Consider the following 22,469-nt stretch of genomic DNA (forward strand, 5'->3'; position numbering starts at 1 on the left):
GTAGAGCTCGAAATAGACGAGTAAGGTCTTTTCGAATTGCCCCAATTGCCCACGCAGGCGCAATCCCCCTCTCCGTCTCGGCTTCGCCGAGCCACCTCTCCCCCACTTCGCGGGGGCGAGGAACCTGAGCTCTATAAATCGATCCGGAACCGCAAACTCTCCACACCGCCATAGGCGGCGTCCTCGAAGAAGCGTTCGACCAGTATGCCGCCATTGGCCAGGATCACCTTGTGCGATGCCGGATTGCCCGGCTTGGCGGTGACCTCGACATAGGGCAGGCCGACGGCCCTCGCCTCCTCCAGCATCAGCCGCAAGGCCTCGGTGGCGTAGCCGCGACGCCGCTTCCACGGCACCACCGCATAGCCGATATGGCCAAGCACATGCGAAGGCAGTGCCGCCGTGCCCCTCTGCCAGCGGAAGCCGATCGAGCCCGATGCCTCGCCATCCCAGATCCAGCGGCGGAATCCCGGCAGGCGCGGCACTTGTGTGCCGTCGGGCAAGGTGATCGGGCCACCCCGAGCTTCGGGATCATCGAGGCTGGCCAGGAACGCCACGGGATTCTCCTCTATGGCCGCAAGCTGCTCGCGCGTCGCATCCATGAGCCGAACATTGTCCGGCGACCAGCCGCGCTCGAGCGCCGCCTTGTAGGACGGCAGATGTTCAAGTGCTGGTTTGACGATCTCGACCATGATCCATGCTCCCTGGCCGCAGGCATAACCGTGGCCGACAGAAGGCTCAAGCTGCCTGGAAACGGATCTCGCCCTTGTTCAGAAAACAGGCCTTGTTGAACAGCGACAGATCCAGCGGGTTCGGCAACCTGATGTCACTGATATCGGGGAACGGTTTTGTCGATGGATCGTAAGACCGGTCGATCTGCGAGATGAACACCAGGATCACGCCGCTGTCGCGTGCGAAAGCCTTCAGCGTGCGGACCTGGTCCATCAGGCCCGGATTTTCCCGCTTCTGGTCGAGCAGTTGCAGATAGTCGACGACCGCCAGCGTGCCGCGCGGCGCCGAGCCCAACGCCTTGACGATATAGTCGGCGCTGATGGCATCGGAATTGTCGAACTCGAACAGTTCGTTGAACCGGGCCGGCTCGACCCCGATGGCATGAAACCGCTGAATCACATCCCGTTGCGTATATTCCAGCGTGAAGAACACGCTGCGATGGCCTGATTTCATCGCTTCGACCGCGAGTTCGAGGCTCATCATGGTCTTGCCGTGACCCGGCCGCGCACCGACCAGAACCAGGTCACCCGGCGCCAGCTGCGCAAACAATTTGCTGGCGGGCGCCGTCTCGGAAAGCTTCGCCGCAAGCAGGCTCCAACTGGCAAAACCTTCGCGAGCGGCAATACGGTCAAGCGCCTGGTGGAGCGGGATTTTTGCCTCGCGCGACAACAGCCTGGCTTGGCGTTTCAGATGATAGACGGGCTGGGATAGCCTCATCGCAAAACCTCCTGGTGCGAGCAGTTTTCGCAACCCCTCCTTATGCCTGGTGCTCGAACAGTCGGTTCGGTGATGAGAATGCCCCACATGAACGAATGCTTTCCCGGTGGAGGGAGGAGGCGTGGGCCACGCCAGAATCAGATCATAGCGCAATCCCCATGGGTCGAAAATCGGCCGATCGAAAATCACGCATGTCCACGGAGACATCGGCCGCAAGCCTTGGACCAGCATCCCGGTCTATGGGCGGTTTGCGCGCCGCCCCGGTTCGTGGGAACTTGCGGGCGCGCTAAACAAGATGTGTTTCGCCGATTGCCGCGAGACATTTTATGATTGGCTGCGTGCGGCAACAAGGATTCGCATGGCTTCGGCAGGAGAATTGAAACCGGTGCGGTTGAGATCTGTCCCTCTGGGTGTCGTCGTCACCCTCAGCCTTCTCGTCATCGTCATTGCCTTGGCGGCGACGGTCCGGTCCTTTGCCGCGCCCTCGGCTATCCCGGCCTGGCTGCAGGCCCATGTCGGCGACAGCGACGGCCAGATCTCACAAGTGGTGCTGGAGCGGGCGCGCGCGCTCTACCTGAAAAAGGTGGCGCAAGGCGCCGTCAGGAACCCCTGCTATTTCGCCATGGACGCCACACGTCCCGGCGATCTCGGCAATGGCGTGCTCGGGCGCCGCTACTACGTTGTCTGCGAAGCCAGCCAGTCGTTTCGCGCCATCGCATCGGGTCACGGGGCCGGCAAGAACCTGAAAGGCACGGTCGATTTTTCAAATGGCAGGCGGTGCTCCAAGAATTTCGGCAATGCCATGGATTCGGAACTGACGGCCGGTGGCGCCTACATGACCCGCGAGGCGAAGACGTCGTTCAAGGGCTTTTACCGCACAGGAGCGAAACAGGACGCGGCCTTCCTGCGCACCTTCATCCAGTTCGACGGCGAAGGCGAAACCGCCAACGCCAGGCAGCGCGTGATCGGCGGCCATGCGGCGCAGGTGCTGCGGGCCATGTGCATGCGCAAAAGCCCAAACAGCTCCTATGCCGACCATGATGGTCTGGTGCCGTTCGGCAAGCTGGTGGACTATGCCGGCGGCCGCAGCAATGGCTGCACCAGCTGGTCGCCGGCGGATGCGCAGCAGATCATCGCGATGGTCAAGGACAACCCGACAACGCTCTACATCTACCCGGAATCGCGCGACATCGCCGCCGTCTCGCAGGCGGCAAAGGGCCATTCGCCATCCGGTGAGGCACCCTATTGGAACGCATCCTGCCTGAAGGAAATCGGTGCGCCGAAATTCTGGCCGCGGAAAACCCTCGAACCGATGATCGCCCAGTACAGGAAGGATCATCCGGCACCGCCAGCCCAGCCGCTGCCGATGTGCAAGGAGCCGTGAGGTCCGCTCGACCATACGGGAACAGCGGACTCCACGGGATAGCGCGCTGGCTCAGCGCAGAAAATCGAGCACGGCCTTTATGAATTCGGCCGGGTATTCCACGTTCGACAGGTGAACCGCGGGCAGGACAACCAGCTTCGCACCGGGCACCGCTGCCGTGATCAACTCGCTGTGGCTGGCCGCTGTCACCGTGTCATGCTCGCCGGCGATTACCAGCGTCGGCCGGTTGATCAGCGCCACCGTGCGGCGAAGGTCGGCATCGCGCACCGCCGCGAAAAGGCCGGCCAGACCCAGCCGGTCGATCGTCAACAGCATGGCGCGGAAGTCCTCGATGACCGGCTCGTTGGCCGCCACCATCGGCGCGGGGAACCAGTTGTTGAGGAACACCTCGGCGGTTTCCGACATGTCCGGCGCCTGCCGGACAACGGCAATCCGCTCGTCGAAATAGCTTGCCGGCGAAAGATGGGACGAGGTGTTGCTCAGGATCAGCCGGTCGATCCGCTCGGGCGCGTGGATGCCGAGCCACTGCCCGACGAAGCCGCCGAGCGACAGGCCGAGGAAATGCACACGCCCAAGGCCGAGCGCATCGAGCAGCTCGATCACGTCGCGGCCGAGCCGGTCGAGCGAATAGGCGCCGACCGGCGCGCTTGACCCGCCATGGCCGCGAAAGTCGTAGCGCAGAACACGGAAATGCCTGGACAGTTCACCGATCTGCCCGTCCCACATATGCAGCGTGGTGCCGATGGAGTTCGACAACACCAGCACCGGCTTTGTGGCATCGCCGTCGAAGCGATAGGCGATGCGCGTGCCATCGCCGATGGTCACGAAATTCAGCTCACTCATGACGAAAATTCCTTCTGGAACGTTGAATGAGACAAAGCGTAGTCGCGACGCGTTTTTGTTGATATTACAAAGATAGGATAATCTCTGTAGATAAAGCTGACATGGCCGAATTCACCTTGCACGATCTGCAGTGCTTCGATGCGGTAATCCGCACCGGCGGCTTTCAGCCGGCGGCGGCCCTGCTGCACCGCTCGCATCCGGCGGTGTTCGCCGCCGTCGCCAAGCTCGAACGGCAACTCGACCTCGTCCTGCTGGATCGCGGCGGCTATCGCGTGCGTGCGACCGAGGCGGGGCTGTCGTTCCACCGCCGCGCGCAAGCGCTGCTGCGCGAGCTGGAAGGCCTGCGCGTCCATGCCGCCCAGCTCTCGATGGGCGAGGAAAGCGATATCCATGTCGTGATCGGCGATCTCTGCCCGCGCCCGCAGGTTCTGGGCATGCTTGGCCGGTTTTTCGCCCAATGCCCGGGCACGCGCCTGCATCTGCATTTCGAGGCCGTCGGCGGTCCGTGGGAGCGGCTTTTCGATGACGAAGCCGATCTGATCCTGCACTGGGTCGACAAGGGCGATGCGCGGGTGGAATGGGTCGATCTGTGCAAGGTGCCGTTCGTTCCCGTGGTGGCGCCGGGCTTTCTGCCGGAACGCATCAAAGAGCCGATCACGCCCGATCAGATGCAGGCACTCACCCAATGCGTCATGCGCGACAGCGCCCGCCATTCGCCACAACAAGACTATTCGCTGATCGAAGGCGCGCCGCAATGCCTGGTGGCCGACCAGGGCATGAAGAAGGAAATCATCCTGCAGGGCCTCGGCTGGGGCCACCTGCCCCGCTTCCTGATCGAGGAGGAGCTCGGCGACGGACGCCTGCACTCCATTGCCGGCCGTCATCTGCCTGGCCGTATCGAAGAACTCGTGGTGGCGCGTCGCCGCGACAGGCCGCACGGACCGGTCGCGAACCGGTTATGGGATCACGTTCAGCAGGAAGCGCCTGCGTTGCGCCTCGCGCTCGAGCCGCGGAAGATTGCCTCCCAGGTTAAGAACCCACCAGCCAGCGGAAGGCGCGGCGTATAAAGGCCTGGCCACCTTCGGTGACCGGTTCGCCATGCGCCATCAGGACCTTTTCAGCCGGCCATGCGAGCACGCGCTGGATGGCCGCGCGTGCGGCGGCGCGGTCAGTAAAGGCAGCCCGGAACTTTCGCGGCACCGATGGCTCGGCGGCCACCATCAGGTCCAGCCGGGCAACCAGTGCACGCCAGCCCTTGAACCATCCAAGGCGGAAATGCTGGATGAGATCGGTGAACAGCACCGACCTGCTTTGGCGGTGAAAGAACACAATCTCTGATGTGATCCTGTTGCCGTGCATGACGACCTGGTCGAGATCGTCGGCCCAGTCCGGCACCGGCGTATCGTCGAGGTCGCAGTCGAAGCGGATACCCCCGCGCTTTTCGCGCAGGCCGGGCGGCGCATAGGCCCTTGCATCGGGATAGAAACGCTGCCAGTCGCCAAGGAACAGATGGTGGAGCGAATTGGGCGCGATCAGGAAGCGCACCTCACCCAGGGCATCGACCTCGGCGCGAAGCGCGTCCGTGAGCTCGGTCGGCGACCAGATGAAGAGACCACCACCGGACAGTTGGATGACGGCCATGCGCGTCGGGTAGTGGAAGCCTGCGGCCGCCGTCACGGTCGAACCGTCGGCGATCCAGATACCAGGACCGAATTCTTTGAGAACACCAACCATTTTGCACAGACTTTCGATTGATCGGCTTGAATTCCGATGCGCCGCATCAGACCCTTCCGGCGACGAACCGTACTGGCCGTGCTGCCGACAACTGGCAGCCACACATCTAAATTTTACATATGTGTAAATTTACACTACGGTATAAAAATGGCAATCCCCAAGCGCACAGAACGGTCGCGAAACCTCATCCTCGACGCCGCCGACCTGGCGTTCCGGGAACTCGGCTTCGCCGGCACTTCGGTGGAAGAGATCGCGATCCGCGCCGGTTTGACCCGCAAGACGGTCTACAATCTGTTCAGTTCGAAAGGGGAGATCGCGCTGCGGCTCATCGCCAGTGTGGAGGCCGAGGACGCGCCCTACCGCGCCCGCATGGAAGCCAACGAAGACGTCTTCGTCCTGCTCGAAACCGTCTTTCTCGACAGTGCGCGCTGGTGCCTGGCCAATCCGTCGCTCGCCAGGCTGGCCCTCGCCCCCGGCGAGCGCCCTTCCCTACAGCCGCCGCCCGACCGCCCTTCCTTCCAGCGTCTGGTGCGGGATCTGCTCGTGCTCGGCCAGCGGCAAGGTGCCATCCGCAGGGATGACGACGCCAATTTCATGGCGCTGGTGTTGCTTGGCATATACGGCCAGGCGATGCTTTCGGCGCTCTCGGGAGGGTCGTTCCGCGACGACAAGATCAGGCACATCATCCGCATCGTCGTCGAAGGCATCGGCGAACGCCCGGTGGCCCGAAGGGGCAACCAGTGACGGTCGCAATCTCCGGCCAGCGATAGGCAGCTATGTTACTGCAGCAGTCCCTTGACGATGCCGCTCGCCTTGCCGAAGTCCATCTGGCCGGCATATTTCTGCTTCAGCGCGGCGATCACCTTGCCCATATCCTTCTGGCTGGCAGCACCCGCCGCCGCGATCGCTTCGCGTGCGGCAGCCGCGATCGCCGCATCGTCGAGCTGCGTCGGCAGGAAGCCGCGGATGATCTCCATCTCGCCGCGTTCCTGCGCCGCCAGTTCCGGCCGCTTGCCGTCTTCGAAGGCTTTGGCCGATTCCTCGCGCTGCTTCACCATCTTGGCCAGGATCTGCAGGATCTCCTCGTCGCTGGCGGGGTCCTTGGCCGAACCGCGATTGGCGATGTCGCGATCATGAATGGCGGCCTGGATCAGCCGCAATGTCGGCAGCCGGTGCTTGTCCTGCGCCTTCATCGCGCTCTTCAGGGATTCGGCGATTTTCGCGCGCATGGTACTTTCTCCTTCGAACGGCGCGGACAATAACCGTGGCGAACTCGCAAAGCAAATCTCATCAAGCCACTGATATTGTTCAACGAAATAAAACATCATGGTTTTGGCGCGGCATCATTGACCGCTCTGGCCCCTTCCCCTATGTACTCGGCCTTGCATAAGACAATGAATTGACGCGCGCGGGCTCGAGAGATCGTTGCCGTGCCGGAAGCTGCGCAGATGGCTCGCCGGGCCATTCGAAGCGCGCAGCCTGATAGGAGTGCCGCCATGGCCGAGATGACCGCCCCTTGGGCAACCGAAAAGCCGACCGCCCTGCTGGTGCTGGCTGACGGCACCGTCATCGAGGGTCGCGGCCTCGGCGCCACCGGTTCCGCCGTCGCCGAAGTCTGCTTCAACACCGCGCTCACCGGCTACCAGGAAATCCTCACCGATCCGTCCTATGCCGGCCAGATCGTCACCTTTACCTTTCCGCATATCGGCAATATCGGCACCAATGGCGAGGACATCGAAGACCTCAACCCGGCCGCTCGCGCCGGCGCCGTCGGCGCCGTGTTCAAGGCCGATGTCACCAACCCGTCCAACTACCGTGCCGGCACCGGTCTCGACGAGTGGCTGAAGAAGCGCGGCATCGTCGCCCTGTCGGGCATCGACACCCGCGCGCTCACCGCGCTGATCCGCGAAAAGGGCATGCCCAACGCCGTCATCGCGCATGCGCCCGACGGCGTCTTCGACCTCGACGATTTGAAGCAGCGCGCCGCCGCCTGGTCCGGCCTGATCGGGCTCGACCTTGCCAAGGAAGTCACCTCGGGCCAGTCCTCGGTCTGGCGCGAGACGCCCTGGGTGTGGAACGAAGGCTTTGGCGAACAGGCCGAACCGTCCATGCACGTCGTCGCCATAGACTACGGCGTCAAGCGCAACATCTTGCGCCTGCTTGCCGGCCTCGGCGCCAAGGTCACCATCGTTCCGGCCAGCACCGGTTCGGAAGAAATCCTTGCCATGCAGCCGGACGGCATCTTCCTCTCCAATGGTCCCGGCGACCCGGAGGCCACCGGCGACTATGCGGTGCCGGTCATCCGGGATTTGCTGAAGACCGATATCCCGGTGTTCGGCATCTGCCTCGGCCACCAGATGCTGGCGCTGGCGCTCGGCGGCAGGACCGCCAAGATGCACCAGGGCCATCACGGCGCCAACCATCCGGTCAAAGACCACACCACCGGCAAGGTCGAGATCGTCTCGATGAACCACGGCTTCGCCGTCGACGCCGACTCGCTGCCCGAGGGCGTCGAGGAAACCCATGTCTCGCTGTTCGACGGCTCGAACTGCGGCATCGCGCTGACCGGCCGTCCGGTGTTCTCGGTCCAGCATCATCCGGAAGCCTCGCCCGGCCCGCAGGACTCGCACTATCTGTTCCGCCGCTTCGTCAACCTGATCCGCGAAAAGCGCGGCGAGGAATTGCTCGCCGAACGGGCCTGAACTTAGGCCACCGGCCGCCCTTCGCTGGCCTCCAGTATCGCGAACCATTGCTGGCGGTCGAGCACGATATCAAGCGCCTTGACCATGGCCGCCAGCCGTTCCGGCTTCATCGACCCCAGCACCGGCACCAGCCGGGCCGGATGCCGCAGCAGCCAGGAGATGGCGACAGTGGCGAGATCGCCGGCGCCGACTTCGGCGGCCACCGCCGCGAGCGCCGCCCGCACCCGCGCTTCTCGGGCTTCCTTGCCGGTGAACAACGAGCCGCCACCGAGCGGCGACCAGATCATCGGCGCATAGGCCAGACGCTGCGCATGGTCGAGGCTGCCGTCGGTCAGAACAGATGTCTTCAGCACCGACATCTCGATCTGGTTGGTGACCAAGAGGAACGGCAGCCGCGAGGCCAGCAGATCGAACTGCGACGGCGTGAAATTGGAAACGCCGACCGCCCTCACCTTGCCTGATTTGACCAGTCCAGCCAACGCAGCCGCCGTCTCGTCGGCATCCATCAGCGGATCCGGCCGGTGCAGCAGCAACAGGTCGAGATAGTCGGTGTGGAGATTGCTGAGCGAACGGTCGACCGACGCGGCTATGTGGGCAGCGCTGGTGTCGTAGTGCTTCAGCCGGTTCTGCGGCCGGTTGGCCGAGGCCAGCATGATGTCGCATTTCGAGATCAGCTCGATCCCCTCGCGCTTGCCTTTCCAGCGCGCCAGCCCGGCGCCGAACGCCGCCTCCACCTCGTAATTCCCGTAGATGTCGGCATGGTCGAAACTGGTCAGGCCGAGATCGACGGCGCTGCCGATCAGCCGCGCGACCTGATCGGCATCCGGGCGGGCGCCGCCATCGAGCAGGCGCCAGGCACCGAAGACCAGCCGCGACAGCGACACCCCGTCCTTGGTCAGCGCGATGCGGCTGTCATGGCTCATATCTGCGCTCCATCTTCCGCGACATCGGTGGTGACGGTCCTGACCGCCGCCGGCCTCGCCACCTTGGTGACGAAGACGATAACCGCCAGCAGCAGGAAACACGCACCGACCAGATAGGGCGCGCCGCCGAAGGTCACGGGCGCGCCTGGTCCGGTGAACCAGGAAAAGATCGCGGTGTAGAGCAGCGGCGTGATGATCGAGGTGATCGAGAAGATCGAGGTCATAGCGCCCTGCAGTTCGCCTTGCGCTGAAGGCGGCACCTTGGCGGCGGCGAGGCTTCTCAGCGGCGGATCGGCCAGCGCTTCCAGGCAGCCGACGACGATCACCGCATAGACCATCCATCCCTGCGAAGCGAAAGCGTAGCCAAAGGCGCTGGCCGCCGTGAAGGTCAGGCCGATGACCGCTGTCCTCCACTCGCCGAGCCTCGGGATCACACGCGGCAGCACCGTGCCCATGACGATCGCGCCGCACAGGCCGAAGGCGCCGAGCGAAAAGCCGATCTGCTGCTCGCTCCAGCCATAGCGGTAGTTGGAGACGAACGACCACACCGCCGGGTACATCATGTGGCCAAGCGTCATCAGAAAGAAGACAAGCCCGATCCAGCCGATGCCTTCATACCTACGCATCTGCAGCAGCGTGCCGACCGGGTTGGCACGTTTCCACTCGAAGCGGCGGCGGTGCTTTTCATCGAGCGTTTCCGGCAGGAAAAACATCGCGATCAGGAAGTTCACGAAGGCGAGGCCAGCGGCGAAAAAGAACGGCACGCGCGGTCCGAACGTGCCGAGCAATCCGCCCAGCACCGGCCCGATGACGAAGCCGACCCCGAAGGCGATGCCGAGCAGGCCGAAATTCTTCGCCCGGTTCTCGTCGTTCGAGATATCGGCGATGAAGGCCGACGTCGTCGAATAGCTGGCGCCGGAAATGCCGGCCAGCACACGGCCGATGAACAGCATCGGATAGGACCAGGCGACGGCGCAGATCAAATTGTCGATGGAGAAGGTCAGCACCGAGGCGAGCAGGATCGGCCGCCGTCCAAACCGGTCGCTCAGGCCGCCCATGATCGGCGCGAAAAAGAACTGCATGGCCGCATAGACGAAAAACAGCCAACCGCCCTCGATCGCCGCTTCACCAATGCCAACGCCGGTCAATTCCCTGAGAAAAGCCGGCAGCACCGGCATGATCATGCCGAAGCCGATGATATCGAGCAGCAGCGTGGTGAAGACGAGCGCAAGGCCCCGCCTGGCGGTTTTGGGGTCGATCATGATGGGTCAATCTCCTCCGGCCGCCCTTGGCGCAGGCGGACGGACCTTATAGGCGAGCCCGCCGCAAGGAACAATAAGAGAACAGGCCGGAATCGTTGATCCTGACACTCCCTGACGGCGTGCTCGCCGTCAGATCTGTGTCTGGAAAAGAGCTCTTAGAGCGCGCCGGTCATCGTATTGCAATCCGCCAGCTTGCCGCTCTTATAGCCGCGCGCCAGCCAGGTCTGCCGCTGCTGCGAGGTGCCGTGGTTGAAGCTTTCCGGCACCACATAGCCCTGCATCTTCTTCTGCAGCGTGTCGTCGCCGATCTGTTTGGCCGCGTTCAGCGCGCTTTCCATGTCGCCCTGCTCCAATATGCCCTTCTGCGCGGTGTAATGCGCCCACACGCCGGCGAAGCAGTCGGCCTGCAGCTCGATGCGCACCGACAGCTGGTTGGCATCGGCTTCGCTCATGCCTTGCCGCATCTCGTTGAACTTGCCCATGATGCCGGTCAGGTTCTGCACGTGATGGCCGACCTCATGCGCGATGACATAGGCCCGGGCGAATTCACCGGAAGCGCCGAACTGCTGGTCGAGCTGCTGGAAGAAGGTCATGTCGAGATAGACCTTGTGGTCGCCTGGACAATAGAAAGGTCCGGCCGACGAGGACGCAGCGCCGCAGGCAGAGCGGATTTGCCCACTGAACAGCACCAGCTTCGGGTTCTCATAAGTCAGGCCTTGCGACTTGAAGATGCCGGTCCAGGTGTCTTCCGTCTCGGCGAGCACGGTCGCGACGAACTGCTTCATCTCGTCATTGGCGGGTGCCGTGCCGCTGTCCTGCCCACCGCCGCCGTTGTCGGTGATCTGGCCGCCGCCGCCCGGCAGCAAGCCGCCGTCGCCACCGCCCAGGATCGCCGAGGGATCAAAGCCGAAATACCATCCGGCCAGCACCACCAGGATGACCAGGATGATGCTACCGCCGCCACCGGTCCGGCCGCCGATAGGAATTTGGAATCCGCCACCGCCGCCGATCCCGCCGCCGCCACTGTCGCTGCGGTCGTCCTCGATATTGTCACTCTGACGACGGCCTCTCCAGAGCATGGCAACTCCCCGTGATGCGAACTTCCTCGTTGCTCCGGCATGCCGGCTCAACCCAACAAACAATTATCCCAATGGTTGCGCCAAGTCACAGTATTTTTCGCCACCGAGGTGACGCCGGCGTGGTGGCCTCAGCGCACTGGCCGAGACCGGCCAAGGCCTGTAGCATCGCCGCAAGCAAAAAGGGGGCGAGAGGCTGAAGACGGTCGGTCAAATCCTGTCGCTGTTTGCGGCACTGCTCTGCCTTGGCTTGCCAAGCGCTGGCGCGGTGACGCTCGATTCCAGCGTTGCTGTCACCGATCCCGCGACCTTGCAGGCTCTGGAGCGCGGCGGCCTGTCGATCAGCCGGCTGCTCGGCCCGGCACTCGGCCTGACCCGCGACGTCGACAATCGCGGCCTGTTTTCCGTGCCGGCGCTGGCCACGGTGCGCGACACGGTCAAGCAGGAGATATCAGACGTGCCGAAGACCAGCCCCGACCCCTATGTCGCCGCCATGGCCAGATCGAGCGACACCAGCCAGAAATTCAACCCGAAGTACATTGACGACGACGGCTCGACGCTGGACCTGACCGGCGTCGTCAACCGCATGGATCGCGGCTATCTCGGCCACACCGAGTGCGGCGAGATCAGGCTGATCTACCGCTTCCACTATTCGGTCGCCGAAAAGCCGGCCAAGGGCAAGGTCGCGCAGCGCATTTCCTCGCGCCTGCCGCTGACCATGAGCCTGGTCTTCAACGCCAAGCCCGGGCGGGCGCAGGCGCGCGCCTCGAAGGATTTGCCCAGCGCCACCGACGTATCCTGCGCCGACGTCGCCCAGCGCTGGCTGGCCGCCGGCCAAAAAGACCTGCCGCCCGAGCAGTTGGCCGCCTGGCTTCGGTCCGACGAAGGGCCGCTGTCCGGCGCCATGCTCAATTCCTCGCAGATCATGCGGCTCGAGCTCAACATGCAGGTGTTGCGCCTGTCGGCCTCGACGCGGCGCGATTTCGGCGGCCATGCCGAATATCTCCTCAAGATCTTCAAGTGGAACCCGGCGACGTCGAGCTTTTATGAATCGAAGATGGAGAACCAGATCGACCGGGCGACGGTGCTGGCCGACAAGCCGTCCTTCGCCAAATGGCTGCTCACCGACCGCAACATCTACGATCTCGACCATGGCCGGCTGGTCATCGACGAAAAATTCCTGGCCAAGAGCGCCGTCTCTGTCGCACCGGGCGGCCTTAGCCGATCGCAGAACAACATCGCCTTTGGGCTGGTCGACGATGCCGATATCGACAAGGCGCTGAAGGATTATGTCGCCCGGGGCAACACGCTCGCCACCATCAAATCGGTCGCCGGCTTCGATCTGCGGCTGAACGAAATGAGCTGCACCGGCTGCCACCAGACGCATGGCATTGCCGGCTTCCACTACACCGGCGCCGATCCGGCCAGCGAACCGCGCCGCAATGCCGTGTTCGTGCCGGGCTCGGCCGTCTTCTTCGCCGACCTGCCGCGCCGCCGCGCCATCGTCGAGCAATTCGCCACTGGGGGCCATCCCGATTTCACCAGAGGTTTCGCCGCCCGTCCGGACCAGAAATATGCCGAAGCGCTCAAGGGCACCGACCTCTACAATGGCTGGGGCTCGATCTGCTATCGCGGTGACGATGCAAGCTTCAAGGACTGGACCTGCGGCGCCGGCCTGCGCTGCGCCGGCGTCCACGAAAGTGCCATCCATCCGGGCTTCGGCACCTGCGTTAGCGAGAAGGGCACCGCGGTCGGCGACCCCGTCGAGTTCGGCGAGATCAAAATGTCGACCTGGGGCAACGACCAGTATTGCCGACTGTCGCCGGCCACCGCCAAGGCATGCGCCATCGACCCGGCGCGCGACAAGAAACCCGTGGTTAAGCTCGCCGGCTATGGCGCGGCACGCCAGCGCTACGACAACCCCGAGCAGAAGACCGGCGGCTTTCCCGGCGGCATGCTGCGCAAGGCGACCTGCGACAAGCTTCCCGACGAGGCGACATGCGGACGTCTCGCCAAGACCGGCTTCAACGACTGCATCGCCTCGGGCAAGGACCACAAATTCTGCACCAAGGAATTCACCAAGACGGCCGGCCTGCGCGCCTGCGACAAGGCGCATCCCTGCCGCGAGGACTATATCTGCACCGCCGGCTACGATGATTTACCCCAGGCCAAGCCTGGTGAAGGCACCTGCATCCCGCCCTATTTCATCTTCCAGTTCCGCGTCGACGGCCACCCAAGAAGCTGGGTGCAGGATGTCCGTGAGTGACACCTTGGCGCGTTGGCGTCCGGCTGCATCCCACAACGGCTTACGCCGATAAACGCTGAAATCGGCCCGACTTAGCTTTTCTGCTTGGCGCCAGCGCTCTTGCCGTCGGAGCTTTTCGAGCGCTCCTCGAAGCGCGCGGCACCCTTCTTCAGGGGATGACCGGTTTCGGCCTCAGTCTTGCGCTCGTCCTTCGCCGCGGCCTGCTTCAATCCCTTGGCTGCCTGCTTGCCCTTTGCGGTCGGTGCCTGTTCGACGCCCATTGCTTCCTCCCTTGCCGCGCACAATCGCGCGATGTCAGGAGCAAACGTGCGTAACAACAGGCGGTTCCGGCGGCTTGTCGGTCGGGAAATTCGCCAACCTTAGCGCGGCGCCGTCATCGCCTTGCGAAAAGCGTCCAGCGTCTCGGCGCTGACATGGTGCTCGATGCCCTCGGCATCGATGCGCGCCGTCTCCGGGCTGACGCCGAGCGAGCGCAGGAAGGCTTCCACCGTCTGGTGGCGGATGCGGCTTTCCTCGGCGACCTTGCGGCCGGCCTCGGTCAGGAACACGCCGCGATAGGGTTTTCTCGAGACCAGCCCGTCAGTGCACAGGCGCGTCAGCATCTTGGCCACGGTCGGCTGGGCGACGCCAAGCCGAGCGGCGATGTCGACCTGACGCGCCTCGTTGCCGTCCTCGATCAGATCGGCGATCAGTTCGACATAATCCTCGACCAGCGCGCTGCGGCGCGCTTGGCGCTGCTGCCGAAATCCTTCCGAATGGACATCGGCATCGGGCAGTGGCTCACGCGGGACCGGTCTGTTCTTCAGCGCCAATGCGCGCTCCTCCTTGGGAGTTTGGCCGTCGGCGCTTTTATAGCACGGGCTCTGATTCTTCAGGCCGTTTATTTACATTCCCCCACAGACGCAACCGGCGTTTCCGATCGCGCCTTTCGCATGCGGATCGGAGCGCCGAACAAAAAGCACCGACAATGAAATATAGCCTATTGCATAATGTTGAGCCATGGCATAGCTTACGGACATCTCCCAGAAGTCGCGGAAAGCCTTTCCATGTCAGAAGCAGAAGCCACAGCCCCCCGTTCCTCATGGCGGTTCGCCAGGCGGGACGAGGACGACCAGCCCAGCCTGCGCGAAGTCAATTCCACCATCGCGGTGCCGAGTTCGGGCGTCTGGTTCCGCCGGCTGTTCGCTTTCATGGGGCCAGGCTACATGGTCTCGGTCGGCTATATGGACCCGGGCAACTGGGCGACCGACCTCGCCGGCGGCGCCCAGTTCGGCTACACGCTTTTGTTCATCATCATGTTGTCCAACCTGATGGCGATCCTTTTGCAGGCGCTCGCCGCGCGGCTTGGCATCGCCACCGGCCGCGACCTCGCCCAGGCCTGCCGCGCCTATTATCCCCGCCCCGTCAATTTCGTGCTATGGATCGCCTGCGAACTCGCTATCATCGCCTGTGACCTCGCCGAAGTCATCGGCACCGCGATCGCCCTGCAGCTCCTGTTCGGCATTCCGCTGATCGGCGGCGCCATGCTGACCGCGCTCGACGCCTTCCTCGTGCTGCTCCTGATGAACAAGGGCTTCCGCTACCTCGAAGCCTTCGTCATCGCGCTGCTGCTCATCATCTTCACCTGCTTTGCCATTCAAATCTTCGTCGCCGCCCCGCCGGCCGGCACGATCCTGCACGCCATGTTCGTTCCGTCCTCCGAAATCGTCACCAATCCGGCAATGCTCTACATCGCCATAGGCATCATCGGCGCCACCGTCATGCCGCACAATCTTTACCTGCACTCCTCGATCGTGCAGACCCGCGCCTATGAGCGCACCGAAAAGGGCAAGCGCGACGCCATCAAATGGGCGACGACGGACTCCACCATCGCCCTGATGCTGGCGCTGTTCGTCAACGCCGCCATCCTGATCGTGTCGGCCGTCGCCTTCCACAACACCGGCCACCAGGACGTCGCCGAAATCGAAGACGCCTTCAAGCTGCTATCGCCGCTGCTCGGTCTCAGCATCGCCTCGATCCTGTTCGCCGTGGCGCTGCTCGCCTCGGGCCTGAACTCGACGGTGACGGCGACGCTCGCCGGCCAGATCGTCATGGAAGGGTTCCTGCGCCTGCGCATCCCCAACTGGGCACGCCGGCTTTTGACGCGCGGCCTCGCCATCATCCCGGTTGTGATCGTCACCGCGCTCTATGGCGAGAAAGGCACCGGCCAGTTGCTGGTGTTCAGCCAGGTCATCCTGTCGATGCAGCTGCCCTTCGCGGTGGTGCCGCTGGTGCAGTTCGTTTCCGACAAGAAGAAGATGGGCAACCTCGCCATTCCGCGCGGTGTGGCCGCACTCGCCTGGGTGGTCGCGGCGATCATCCTCGTGCTCAATTTCAAGCTGCTCTACGACACGATGTTCGGGGTCGGCTGAGGTTCCGCCGGATCGCGAGACAAACCGCCAAATCGCGCTATCTTCCTGCAGTCATGAGCAACATTGAAGACATCAGGAAATTCTACGCCCGGCTGATGACGGCCAATGCCGGCTCATCCGACCCACGCCTGGAAGGGGTATTCGCCAGCGTCCCGCGCGAAGCCTTTCTCGGCCCCGGACCTTGGACGATCGTCGCCGGCAACGGCAAGATCACAACGCCGAGCGCCGACCCCGCCCATGTCTACCAGAACGTGCTGGTGGCGCTCGATACCGATAAGGGCATCAACAATGGCGAGCCGTTCCTGCACGCCCTATGGATCGGGAAACTGGCGCTGAAACCCGGCGAGATCGTCACCCATATCGGCGCCGGCACCGGCTACTACACCGCCCTGCTGGCCAGGCTGGTTTCGCCTGGTGGTACCGTCACCGCCTTCGAGTTCGACGGCAGGCTGGCCGAACTGGCGCGCAAAAACCTCGAAGCTTACGGCAATGCGACTGTCGTCCATGGCGATGCCGTAACGATGCCCTTGCCGCCATCCGACATCATCTATGTCAACGCCGGCGTCGTCGCCCCTCCGGCCGCATGGCTGAAGGCGCTGCGCCCCGGCGGCCGCATGATCTTCCCCTGGCGCCCGGCGGAGCGCGTGCCGCTGGCGGTGATGGTGACCCGCACCGAAAAGGGCTTCGCCTGCGATCCCTTCATGCGCTCCTGGTTCATCCCATGCTTCGGCGCCTCAATTGCGGATCTTGCGGCAAAAATCCCGACACGGGAGCAAGCGACGCGCAGCCGCTCGATCTGGCTGACGCAGGACAAGGCGCCGGACCGCACTGCCACCGCCGTCTTCGGCGACGTCTGGTTTTCATCGAAAAATCTTGGCGCCAAACCTGCCAGATGACGCATCGATGGGCGGATTTGGCCAAAATTTCGCGGCCCCTGTCGGGATGGCTGCGGCGCAAGAACTGGAAGTAAGATCGTAGAAACACTGCGCCAAGCTGGAGCACCCTCATCCGACCTCGCTTCGCGAGGCCACCTTCTCCCACAGGGGGAGAAGGCGGAGCTTGGCGTAAGCGGCTCGACCAATCTTCAACGTCAATGATTGGCAGGGACATGCGCGCAATCTTGCCTTCTCTCGCCTGTGGGAGAAGGTGGATCGGCGCGTAGCGCCGAGACGGATGAGGGGTGCTCCAGCGAAGTGCGACGTTCAAGCCGCCTGCTGCCGCCGTGCCAATCCATCGCGGATGTGCCGAGCAAACTCCAGCGCCGCCGGCCCGACGCTATGCCTCGGCAAATGCAAATTGATCGAAAAATTCGGCAGTGGCGGCAGGCCGACATCGAACGGCAAGATGTCGAGATCAGCCGGCACGGTGGAAGCCAGCCAGGTGGTGACGGCGAGGTCGGACCGCACCGTCGCCGTTGTCGCGTCGATGTTGCCGTTCTCGAACACCGTGCGCCATTCCAGCCCATGCTCGTTGAGCGCCGAGAGCACCGCCGGGCGGAAGGCGCAGGTGTCGGCGACGATCGATACCGGCAGCGGCCGCTTGGCGCGGGCGACGCCGCCTTTGGCGCCGACCCAGACCAGCCGGTCGATGGCCAGGCATTCGCCTGATGTCGGCCCGACCCGTTCCTCGATCACCGCAAGGTCGATCGTCCCGGCCGCAAGCGCCGACGCCAGCTCCGGCGACGAGGCGCAGACCAGCGATATCTCGACCTGCGGATAGGTCTCCGCATAGGCCTTCAGCACCGGCGCCAGCAAGGTTCCGACCAGATCGTAGGGCACGCCAAGTCGCACCTGGCCGGCGACAGCACGTCCCGACATCTCGGTCCAGATCTCGTCATTGAGGCTGAGCAGGCGCCTGGCCTTGTCGAACAGCCGCTCGCCCGAACGCGTCAGGCGCAAACCGCGCCGGTCACGCTCGAACAGGCTGCAGCCAAGCGTATCTTCCAGCCGCTTGACCTGCTGGCTGACGGCGCCTTGCGTGAGATGCAGCGCATTGGCGGCCGCCGTCATGCTGGCCTTGTCGGCGACGGTGACGAAGGTGCGCACCAGCGCAGTATCGAGGTTGCGGATCATATCGACATTATAGATGCTAATGCCCGACATCACAAACATTGCATTTACTGATGCCAGCCCAAGCCTACCATGGAGCCTCAAAAAGGATGCCCTATGCTCCAGCCCATCCTGCCGCTCATCCTCTTTGCCTTCGTGGCCACCGCCACGCCCGGCATTGCCACGACCTTGTCGACTGCCTCGGGCGCGCAATTCGGCTTTCGCCGATCGGTTCCGCTGATGATAGGCAGTGCCGCCGGCCTCGCCACGGTTACAGCTGCCGCCGCCGCCGGGCTCGCCGGCCTGCTGCTTGCCGTGCCTTCGCTGCAACTGGCCATGAAGGTGATCGGCTCGCTCTATCTTCTGTGGCTGGCGGTCAAGATCGGCCGCGCCGGGCCGCCCAATCTCGATGTGACGATGGCCAGACCGAACAGCTTCATTGGCGGCGCCGGCATCCAGTGGATGAACCCCAAGGGCTGGGCGATGGGGCTGGGTGCGGCGGCTTCGTTTGCCGCCCTTGCCGACGGGCCGGGACAACTCGCTTTGCTGCTCGGCTCGACCTTCGGCCTCACCGCCGCTATCTCGCTGTCCATCTGGTGCGTCGCCGGCATGGTGCTGGCACGGCTGCTGAAGACGGAATGGCAATGGCGAGCGCTCAACGTGGTGTTGGCGCTGGTGCTGGCCGCCTCGATCATCCCGATGTGGCGGTCGGCTTAAGCACGGACCTAGCAGGACTTGGGTTCCTCGCCCCCGCCAAAGCGGGGGAGAGGTGGCCGCGAAGCGGTCGGAGAGGGGGCTGGCGCCAGCTGATGAAAGGTATTTCTCGAAGTCCGTTCACGGACAGGATTGCGCCAATCCCCCTCTCCGTCTCGGCTTCGCCGAGCCACCTCTCCCCCACATTCGTGGGGGCGAGGAACCCAAGCATGGATAGCGCTCAAGCCGCGTAACGCGCCGCCGGTTTGTCGGCGTGCAGGCTGCCGTAGAAGGCCTGGCGCGCGCCGAGGAATGTGTCCAGCTTGGCCGCGTCGACAAGCGCCGGGACAGTGACGGCTTCGCCCCTGGCCAGGCCGACAAGGGCCGCATCGACCATATCGTCGGCGGTCATGATGATTTCCTTCGGAAGCTGGTCGATATCGCTGCCGGCAACTTCCCAGAAATCGGTCCGGGTCGCGCCCGGCAGCACCACCTGGACCTTCACATTGGTACCAGCGACTTCGCGGTGCAGCGCTTCGGTGAAGTTGACGACATAGGCCTTGGTGCCGCTGTAGATGCCGCCGAACGAGGTGTCATAGGCGAGCACCGAGGCGATGTTGACGATGGCGCCGCGGTTGCGCGCCAGAAGTCCCGGCAGCACGGCACGGGTCAGGCGCGTCAAGGCGATGACATTGACCTTGATCATGCGTTCAGCCGCGTCGGCGTCGGCCGTCGCCACCACCTGCTGGCCGCCAAGGCCGGCATTGTTGACCAGCAGCGTCACGCTGTCGTCGGCTGATATCAGCCGTTCGACACGGCGCACATCATCGTCATCCGACAGATCGGCTGCGATGAAGCTGACCTTGCGATCGTAGGCGTAGCGCAGCTTCTCAGCCAGTTCCTCGAGCCGGTCGGCGCGCCGCGCCACAAGTACGAGGTCATAGCCCTGCGCCGCCAACCGGTCCGCATAGACCGCGCCGATGCCCGATGAGGCGCCGGTGACAACCGCCGTGCCCTTGTTTGCCTGTCCACTCATTGTCCTGTTCCTTTATCTCGAACTGTTTGCTTCGACCTGGCCACCGGCATCGTGGGCAATCGCCCTCATCTTGCCGGCAAGCCGCCTGATTGATTTAGTGGCATATGCCACTTTCGACGAAGTAGGTATATGCCACTATCTTGTCAATGAGTGTGTCCGAGATTATTTGTCAGGCAGCAGCCGGACATCATGTTTGCGCCGCCAAGGATCCATCATGTCGAAAGAGGCCCTGCCCGGACTGTCGCTCTGCAACAACGCCATGCTGCGTCGCGCGACGCGCAAGATTGGCCAGTACTATGATGATGTGCTGGCGCCCTCGGGCCTGAAAGCTACGCAGCAGGGCCTGCTCTATCAGATCCACATCTCCAACGAACCGGCGATGGGCGCCATTGCGTCCGCCCTGATCATGGACCTGTCGGCGCTCGGCCACACGCTGAAGCCGCTGATCCGCGACGGCTATGTCGAGACCTTCGCCGATCCGGCCGATCGCCGCATCAAGCGGGTGCGGCTGACGCCTCAAGGGTTGGTCAAGCTCGATGAAGCGATGAGGCTGTGGCAGGTCGCCCAGCAGCGTTTCGAAGACGTGGTCGGCAAGGAGAAGGCGACGAGGTTGCGCGCGGCGCTGGATGATATTTCAGCGCTGGATTTCGATCTGCCGCCGGCCACCTGAGCTGGCCGGCGGGTTCAAGACAGGACTACTCAGCCGGCATCGCGACCGGCCGTGCCGCCCAGCGGCCGGCCAGCACAATGCCGAGCCCGATGATCGGGAAGGCCGCCGCGACCAGGCCGAGATCGGCCGGCGCGCCATAGCGCAGCACGCCGCCGCCGACCACCGCGCCGAGCGCTACGCCGAGATAGAGCGCCGAGCCGTTGAGCGACAGCACGATCGGCGCGGCATCGGGCGCCAGCTTGATGATGCGGCTGGCCTGCGCCGGCGGGAACGCCCAGCCGACGATGCCCCACGGCACCATCATCGCCATCAGCGCCGGGCCGGCAATGTGCTGCGGCAGGAAGGTCGGGATAACCGACAGCATGACCAGCATGGCCGCGCTCAGCGCCAGCGACCAGCTGACGGTGCGGGTGGCGCCGAAACGATCGGCCGCCTGGCCGCCGGCGATGTTGCCGATGACGGCGCCGACGCCGAAGGCAAGCAGCATGCCGGGCAGCGCGATCTGGCTTAGCCCGCCGCCCTCGATGGCGAGCGGCGCGACATAGGCAAAGACGGTGAAGGCACCGGTCAGCGCCAGCAATGTCGTCAGAAGGATCGGCATCACGCCGGGCCGCATGGCCGCCGCCAGCCGGCGCTTCAGCGGCAGCTTGGTGCCGACGATGCCGCGCGGCAGCCGGTACCACAGGATCGCGCCGGCGAGCGCGCCGAGCCCGGCAATGGCATAGAAGGTGCCGCGCCAGCCGGCAAAGGCCGCGACCAGCGCGCCGAGCGGCGCGCCGACGGCGACGGCCACGGTCGTGCCGCCGACGACCACGGCAATGGCACGCGCCCGGTGATGGTCATCGACTAGCGCCACGGCGGTCCCTTGAGCGGTTGCCGCGAACAGGCCCGACGACAGCGCCATGATGATGCGTGCGATCAGCAGCACTTCGAATGAAGAGCCCAAGGCGGCGGCGATGTTGCCGATGACGAAGAACACCAGCGTCCACAAGATGACGCGGCGCCGGTCCCATTCGCCGGTCAGCGTCGCCAGGATCGGCGTGCCGACCGCATAGGCCAGTGCAAAGGCGGTGATCAGCGTGCCGGCGAGCGGAATGGAGATGCCGGCATCCCGGGCGATGTCGGGCAGCAGGCTGGAGATGACGAAGCCTTCGGTCGAAATCGCAAACGATCCGAGCGCAAGCCAGAATATCCGCTTGTCCATGTGGAATGTCCTTAGTTCAAAAGTTATTGAACAATTGGACATAACAGGGCATGATGTCAATGAAGCCAGGGCAAAATAGCTGAACCTTCCTGACAGCCCTGTGTCAGCACGGTCGTTCGGCACGGATAGAAACGGGAGAAACGCTGTGTACGGGCAGGCGAGGACGGATGCGTTGAAATCGGCCCGGACTGCGCTTAGGTTCCAGCCATGACGTTACCTCATCCCAATACGGACCAGATCAGCCTGCCCATCGTGCTCGGCGTGCTTGGCGATCCGACGCGGCTTGCCATCGTGCGCTATCTCGCCAGCAAGGAAGGGGTGGCGCTGAACTGCAGCCAGTTCCTTGATCTCGGCTCGAAGACCAATCTCAGCTATCACCTGGCCAAACTGCGTGAGGCCGGCGTCACACGCGCCGAAGTGGTCGGCACCAACCGCATGATCACGCTGCGCCGCGCCGACCTCGACGCCCGCTTCCCCGGCCTGCTCGACAGCGTCATCGCCGCAGCCGGCGACGACCCCGCTCTGCCGGCGGTCGGCGGGCACGATATTGAGATGCCCGCCTGAACCTTGAAGAAATTGGGTTCCTCGCCACCACGGGAGTGGGGGAGAGGTGGCTCGGCGAAGCCGAGACGGAGAGGGGGGCTGCTGAGACGGTGATCAAGTTCTGCGAGGCATCCGCCCTACGAAGCCCCTCTCCGACCGCTTCGCGGCCACCTCTCCCCCGCCTTGCGGGGGCGAGGAACCCAAGTCTTGATAGGGTTGCCCCTTTCG

At 64.0% G+C, this 22,469-nt stretch carries 23 protein-coding genes; 10 read left to right on the forward strand and 13 right to left on the reverse strand.

Features of this window, described 5'->3' with window-relative positions; genetic code table 11:
* Nucleotides 1-131: 131 nt before the first annotated feature.
* Entirely contained in the window at nt 132-689 is a 558-nt protein-coding gene (locus AC1DX4_RS28455; protein ID WP_477223466.1) for a GNAT family N-acetyltransferase, read from the reverse strand.
* Between the two features lie 46 nt (nt 690-735).
* Nucleotides 736-1,446: a DNA helicase gene (locus AC1DX4_RS28460; RefSeq protein WP_477223467.1), complete on the reverse strand. Its 711-nt coding sequence runs from the start codon at nt 1,444-1,446 to the stop codon at nt 736-738.
* A gap of 385 nt (nt 1,447-1,831) precedes the next feature.
* On the opposite strand from AC1DX4_RS28460, the gene AC1DX4_RS28465 reads away from it, so the two are divergent.
* The gene (locus tag AC1DX4_RS28465) at nt 1,832-2,830 is read left to right on the forward strand and encodes a hypothetical protein (protein WP_477223468.1); all 999 of its coding nucleotides are present in this window, start codon (nt 1,832-1,834) and stop codon (nt 2,828-2,830) included.
* Nucleotides 2,831-2,881: 51 nt separating this feature from the next.
* Here AC1DX4_RS28465 and AC1DX4_RS28470 read toward each other — a convergent pair whose 3' ends face one another.
* Entirely contained in the window at nt 2,882-3,673 is a 792-nt protein-coding gene (locus AC1DX4_RS28470) for an alpha/beta fold hydrolase (protein WP_477223469.1), read from the reverse strand.
* A gap of 101 nt (nt 3,674-3,774) precedes the next feature.
* On the opposite strand from AC1DX4_RS28470, the gene AC1DX4_RS28475 reads away from it, so the two are divergent.
* Complete coding sequence (locus AC1DX4_RS28475; protein WP_477223470.1) at nt 3,775-4,740, forward strand: LysR family transcriptional regulator; 966 nt, start codon at nt 3,775-3,777, stop codon at nt 4,738-4,740.
* On the opposite strand, the gene AC1DX4_RS28480 is transcribed toward AC1DX4_RS28475, so the two are convergent.
* Complete coding sequence (locus AC1DX4_RS28480; RefSeq protein WP_477223471.1) at nt 4,703-5,407, reverse strand: DUF4336 domain-containing protein; 705 nt, start codon at nt 5,405-5,407, stop codon at nt 4,703-4,705. The genes AC1DX4_RS28475 and AC1DX4_RS28480 overlap by 38 nt on opposite strands.
* 147 nt (nt 5,408-5,554) lie before the next feature.
* Between AC1DX4_RS28480 and AC1DX4_RS28485 the strand changes: the two genes are divergently transcribed.
* On the forward strand, nt 5,555-6,151 hold the full coding sequence (locus AC1DX4_RS28485) for a TetR/AcrR family transcriptional regulator (protein ID WP_477223472.1): 597 nt from the start codon (nt 5,555-5,557) through the stop codon (nt 6,149-6,151).
* Nucleotides 6,152-6,186: 35 nt separating this feature from the next.
* Here the strand turns inward: AC1DX4_RS28485 and AC1DX4_RS28490 are convergent, their stop codons facing one another.
* Nucleotides 6,187-6,636 carry a GatB/YqeY domain-containing protein gene (locus tag AC1DX4_RS28490; protein ID WP_477223473.1) on the reverse strand — a complete coding sequence of 150 codons (450 nt, stop codon included), beginning with the start codon at nt 6,634-6,636 and terminating at the stop codon, nt 6,187-6,189.
* A gap of 267 nt (nt 6,637-6,903) precedes the next feature.
* Here AC1DX4_RS28490 and carA point away from each other — a divergent pair, with 267 nt between their 5' ends.
* On the forward strand, nt 6,904-8,109 hold the full coding sequence (carA, locus tag AC1DX4_RS28495) for a glutamine-hydrolyzing carbamoyl-phosphate synthase small subunit (RefSeq protein ID WP_477223474.1): 1,206 nt from the start codon (nt 6,904-6,906) through the stop codon (nt 8,107-8,109).
* A gap of 2 nt (nt 8,110-8,111) precedes the next feature.
* On the opposite strand, the gene AC1DX4_RS28500 is transcribed toward carA, so the two are convergent.
* The 3 genes from AC1DX4_RS28500 to ypfJ all read right to left on the reverse strand — a co-directional run bounded on the left by AC1DX4_RS28500 (nt 8,112) and on the right by ypfJ (nt 11,373).
* Nucleotides 8,112-9,032 carry an aldo/keto reductase gene (locus AC1DX4_RS28500; protein WP_477223475.1) on the reverse strand — a complete coding sequence of 307 codons (921 nt, stop codon included), beginning with the start codon at nt 9,030-9,032 and terminating at the stop codon, nt 8,112-8,114.
* Nucleotides 9,029-10,294: a TCR/Tet family MFS transporter gene (locus tag AC1DX4_RS28505; protein WP_477223476.1), complete on the reverse strand. Its 1,266-nt coding sequence runs from the start codon at nt 10,292-10,294 to the stop codon at nt 9,029-9,031. The genes AC1DX4_RS28500 and AC1DX4_RS28505 overlap by 4 nt, the downstream gene beginning before the upstream one ends.
* Before the next feature lie 155 nt (nt 10,295-10,449).
* Nucleotides 10,450-11,373, reverse strand: a complete 924-nt coding sequence (ypfJ, locus tag AC1DX4_RS28510) for a KPN_02809 family neutral zinc metallopeptidase (protein WP_477223477.1) — start codon at nt 11,371-11,373, stop codon at nt 10,450-10,452.
* A gap of 265 nt (nt 11,374-11,638) precedes the next feature.
* On the opposite strand from ypfJ, the gene AC1DX4_RS28515 reads away from it, so the two are divergent.
* Nucleotides 11,639-13,636 (forward strand): hypothetical protein, encoded by a 1,998-nt coding sequence (locus AC1DX4_RS28515; protein ID WP_477223478.1) that lies wholly within the window; start codon nt 11,639-11,641, stop codon nt 13,634-13,636.
* 71 nt (nt 13,637-13,707) lie between these two features.
* On the opposite strand, the gene AC1DX4_RS28520 is transcribed toward AC1DX4_RS28515, so the two are convergent.
* Complete coding sequence (locus AC1DX4_RS28520) at nt 13,708-13,896, reverse strand: hypothetical protein (protein WP_019860505.1); 189 nt, start codon at nt 13,894-13,896, stop codon at nt 13,708-13,710.
* Nucleotides 13,897-13,995: 99 nt separating this feature from the next.
* Entirely contained in the window at nt 13,996-14,448 is a 453-nt protein-coding gene (gene mntR, locus AC1DX4_RS28525; protein WP_477223479.1) for a manganese-binding transcriptional regulator MntR, read from the reverse strand.
* 234 nt (nt 14,449-14,682) lie between these two features.
* On the opposite strand from mntR, the gene AC1DX4_RS28530 reads away from it, so the two are divergent.
* Both AC1DX4_RS28530 and AC1DX4_RS28535 read left to right on the forward strand, forming a co-directional pair.
* The gene (locus tag AC1DX4_RS28530; protein WP_477223480.1) at nt 14,683-16,047 is read left to right on the forward strand and encodes an Nramp family divalent metal transporter; all 1,365 of its coding nucleotides are present in this window, start codon (nt 14,683-14,685) and stop codon (nt 16,045-16,047) included.
* Nucleotides 16,048-16,100: 53 nt separating this feature from the next.
* Nucleotides 16,101-16,943: a protein-L-isoaspartate O-methyltransferase family protein gene (locus AC1DX4_RS28535; RefSeq protein ID WP_477223481.1), complete on the forward strand. Its 843-nt coding sequence runs from the start codon at nt 16,101-16,103 to the stop codon at nt 16,941-16,943.
* A gap of 306 nt (nt 16,944-17,249) precedes the next feature.
* Here AC1DX4_RS28535 and AC1DX4_RS28540 read toward each other — a convergent pair whose 3' ends face one another.
* A complete protein-coding gene (locus AC1DX4_RS28540; RefSeq protein ID WP_477223482.1) occupies nt 17,250-18,158 on the reverse strand; it encodes a LysR family transcriptional regulator in 909 nt (302 codons plus the stop codon).
* A 54-nt stretch (nt 18,159-18,212) separates the two neighbouring features.
* On the opposite strand from AC1DX4_RS28540, the gene AC1DX4_RS28545 reads away from it, so the two are divergent.
* Entirely contained in the window at nt 18,213-18,812 is a 600-nt protein-coding gene (locus tag AC1DX4_RS28545; RefSeq protein ID WP_477223483.1) for a LysE family translocator, read from the forward strand.
* Between the two features lie 217 nt (nt 18,813-19,029).
* Here the strand turns inward: AC1DX4_RS28545 and AC1DX4_RS28550 are convergent, their stop codons facing one another.
* Nucleotides 19,030-19,824 carry an SDR family NAD(P)-dependent oxidoreductase gene (locus AC1DX4_RS28550; RefSeq protein ID WP_477223484.1) on the reverse strand — a complete coding sequence of 265 codons (795 nt, stop codon included), beginning with the start codon at nt 19,822-19,824 and terminating at the stop codon, nt 19,030-19,032.
* 214 nt (nt 19,825-20,038) lie between these two features.
* Here AC1DX4_RS28550 and AC1DX4_RS28555 point away from each other — a divergent pair, with 214 nt between their 5' ends.
* Entirely contained in the window at nt 20,039-20,494 is a 456-nt protein-coding gene (locus AC1DX4_RS28555) for a MarR family winged helix-turn-helix transcriptional regulator (protein WP_477223485.1), read from the forward strand.
* A 25-nt stretch (nt 20,495-20,519) separates the two neighbouring features.
* On the opposite strand, the gene AC1DX4_RS28560 is transcribed toward AC1DX4_RS28555, so the two are convergent.
* Nucleotides 20,520-21,698 (reverse strand): MFS transporter, encoded by a 1,179-nt coding sequence (locus AC1DX4_RS28560; protein ID WP_477223486.1) that lies wholly within the window; start codon nt 21,696-21,698, stop codon nt 20,520-20,522.
* A 207-nt stretch (nt 21,699-21,905) separates the two neighbouring features.
* Here AC1DX4_RS28560 and AC1DX4_RS28565 point away from each other — a divergent pair, with 207 nt between their 5' ends.
* On the forward strand, nt 21,906-22,262 hold the full coding sequence (locus AC1DX4_RS28565) for an ArsR/SmtB family transcription factor (protein WP_202358331.1): 357 nt from the start codon (nt 21,906-21,908) through the stop codon (nt 22,260-22,262).
* The last annotated feature ends 207 nt before the right edge of the window (nt 22,263-22,469 follow it).

This window comes from Mesorhizobium sp. P3_A8 (assembly GCF_056402995.1).

What these genes read in the sequence shown, in the direction of transcription:
- AC1DX4_RS28455 (WP_477223466.1), bottom strand. Translation starts at nt 689, where the DNA reads ATGGTCGAGATCGTCAAACCAGCACTTGAACATCTGCCGTCCTACAAG.
- AC1DX4_RS28460 (WP_477223467.1), bottom strand. Translation starts at nt 1,446, where the DNA reads ATGAGGCTATCCCAGCCCGTCTATCATCTGAAACGCCAAGCCAGGCTG.
- AC1DX4_RS28470 (WP_477223469.1), bottom strand. Translation starts at nt 3,673, where the DNA reads ATGAGTGAGCTGAATTTCGTGACCATCGGCGATGGCACGCGCATCGCC.
- AC1DX4_RS28475 (WP_477223470.1), top strand. Translation starts at nt 3,775, where the DNA reads ATGGCCGAATTCACCTTGCACGATCTGCAGTGCTTCGATGCGGTAATC.
- AC1DX4_RS28480 (WP_477223471.1), bottom strand. Translation starts at nt 5,407, where the DNA reads ATGGTTGGTGTTCTCAAAGAATTCGGTCCTGGTATCTGGATCGCCGAC.
- AC1DX4_RS28485 (WP_477223472.1), top strand. Translation starts at nt 5,555, where the DNA reads ATGGCAATCCCCAAGCGCACAGAACGGTCGCGAAACCTCATCCTCGAC.
- AC1DX4_RS28490 (WP_477223473.1), bottom strand. Translation starts at nt 6,636, where the DNA reads ATGCGCGCGAAAATCGCCGAATCCCTGAAGAGCGCGATGAAGGCGCAG.
- carA (WP_477223474.1), top strand. Translation starts at nt 6,904, where the DNA reads ATGGCCGAGATGACCGCCCCTTGGGCAACCGAAAAGCCGACCGCCCTG.
- AC1DX4_RS28500 (WP_477223475.1), bottom strand. Translation starts at nt 9,032, where the DNA reads ATGAGCCATGACAGCCGCATCGCGCTGACCAAGGACGGGGTGTCGCTG.
- AC1DX4_RS28505 (WP_477223476.1), bottom strand. Translation starts at nt 10,294, where the DNA reads ATGATCGACCCCAAAACCGCCAGGCGGGGCCTTGCGCTCGTCTTCACC.
- ypfJ (WP_477223477.1), bottom strand. Translation starts at nt 11,373, where the DNA reads ATGCTCTGGAGAGGCCGTCGTCAGAGTGACAATATCGAGGACGACCGC.
- AC1DX4_RS28520 (WP_019860505.1), bottom strand. Translation starts at nt 13,896, where the DNA reads ATGGGCGTCGAACAGGCACCGACCGCAAAGGGCAAGCAGGCAGCCAAG.
- AC1DX4_RS28530 (WP_477223480.1), top strand. Translation starts at nt 14,683, where the DNA reads ATGTCAGAAGCAGAAGCCACAGCCCCCCGTTCCTCATGGCGGTTCGCC.
- AC1DX4_RS28535 (WP_477223481.1), top strand. Translation starts at nt 16,101, where the DNA reads ATGAGCAACATTGAAGACATCAGGAAATTCTACGCCCGGCTGATGACG.
- AC1DX4_RS28540 (WP_477223482.1), bottom strand. Translation starts at nt 18,158, where the DNA reads ATGTTTGTGATGTCGGGCATTAGCATCTATAATGTCGATATGATCCGC.
- AC1DX4_RS28545 (WP_477223483.1), top strand. Translation starts at nt 18,213, where the DNA reads ATGCTCCAGCCCATCCTGCCGCTCATCCTCTTTGCCTTCGTGGCCACC.
- AC1DX4_RS28550 (WP_477223484.1), bottom strand. Translation starts at nt 19,824, where the DNA reads ATGAGTGGACAGGCAAACAAGGGCACGGCGGTTGTCACCGGCGCCTCA.
- AC1DX4_RS28555 (WP_477223485.1), top strand. Translation starts at nt 20,039, where the DNA reads ATGTCGAAAGAGGCCCTGCCCGGACTGTCGCTCTGCAACAACGCCATG.
- AC1DX4_RS28560 (WP_477223486.1), bottom strand. Translation starts at nt 21,698, where the DNA reads ATGGACAAGCGGATATTCTGGCTTGCGCTCGGATCGTTTGCGATTTCG.
- AC1DX4_RS28565 (WP_202358331.1), top strand. Translation starts at nt 21,906, where the DNA reads ATGACGTTACCTCATCCCAATACGGACCAGATCAGCCTGCCCATCGTG.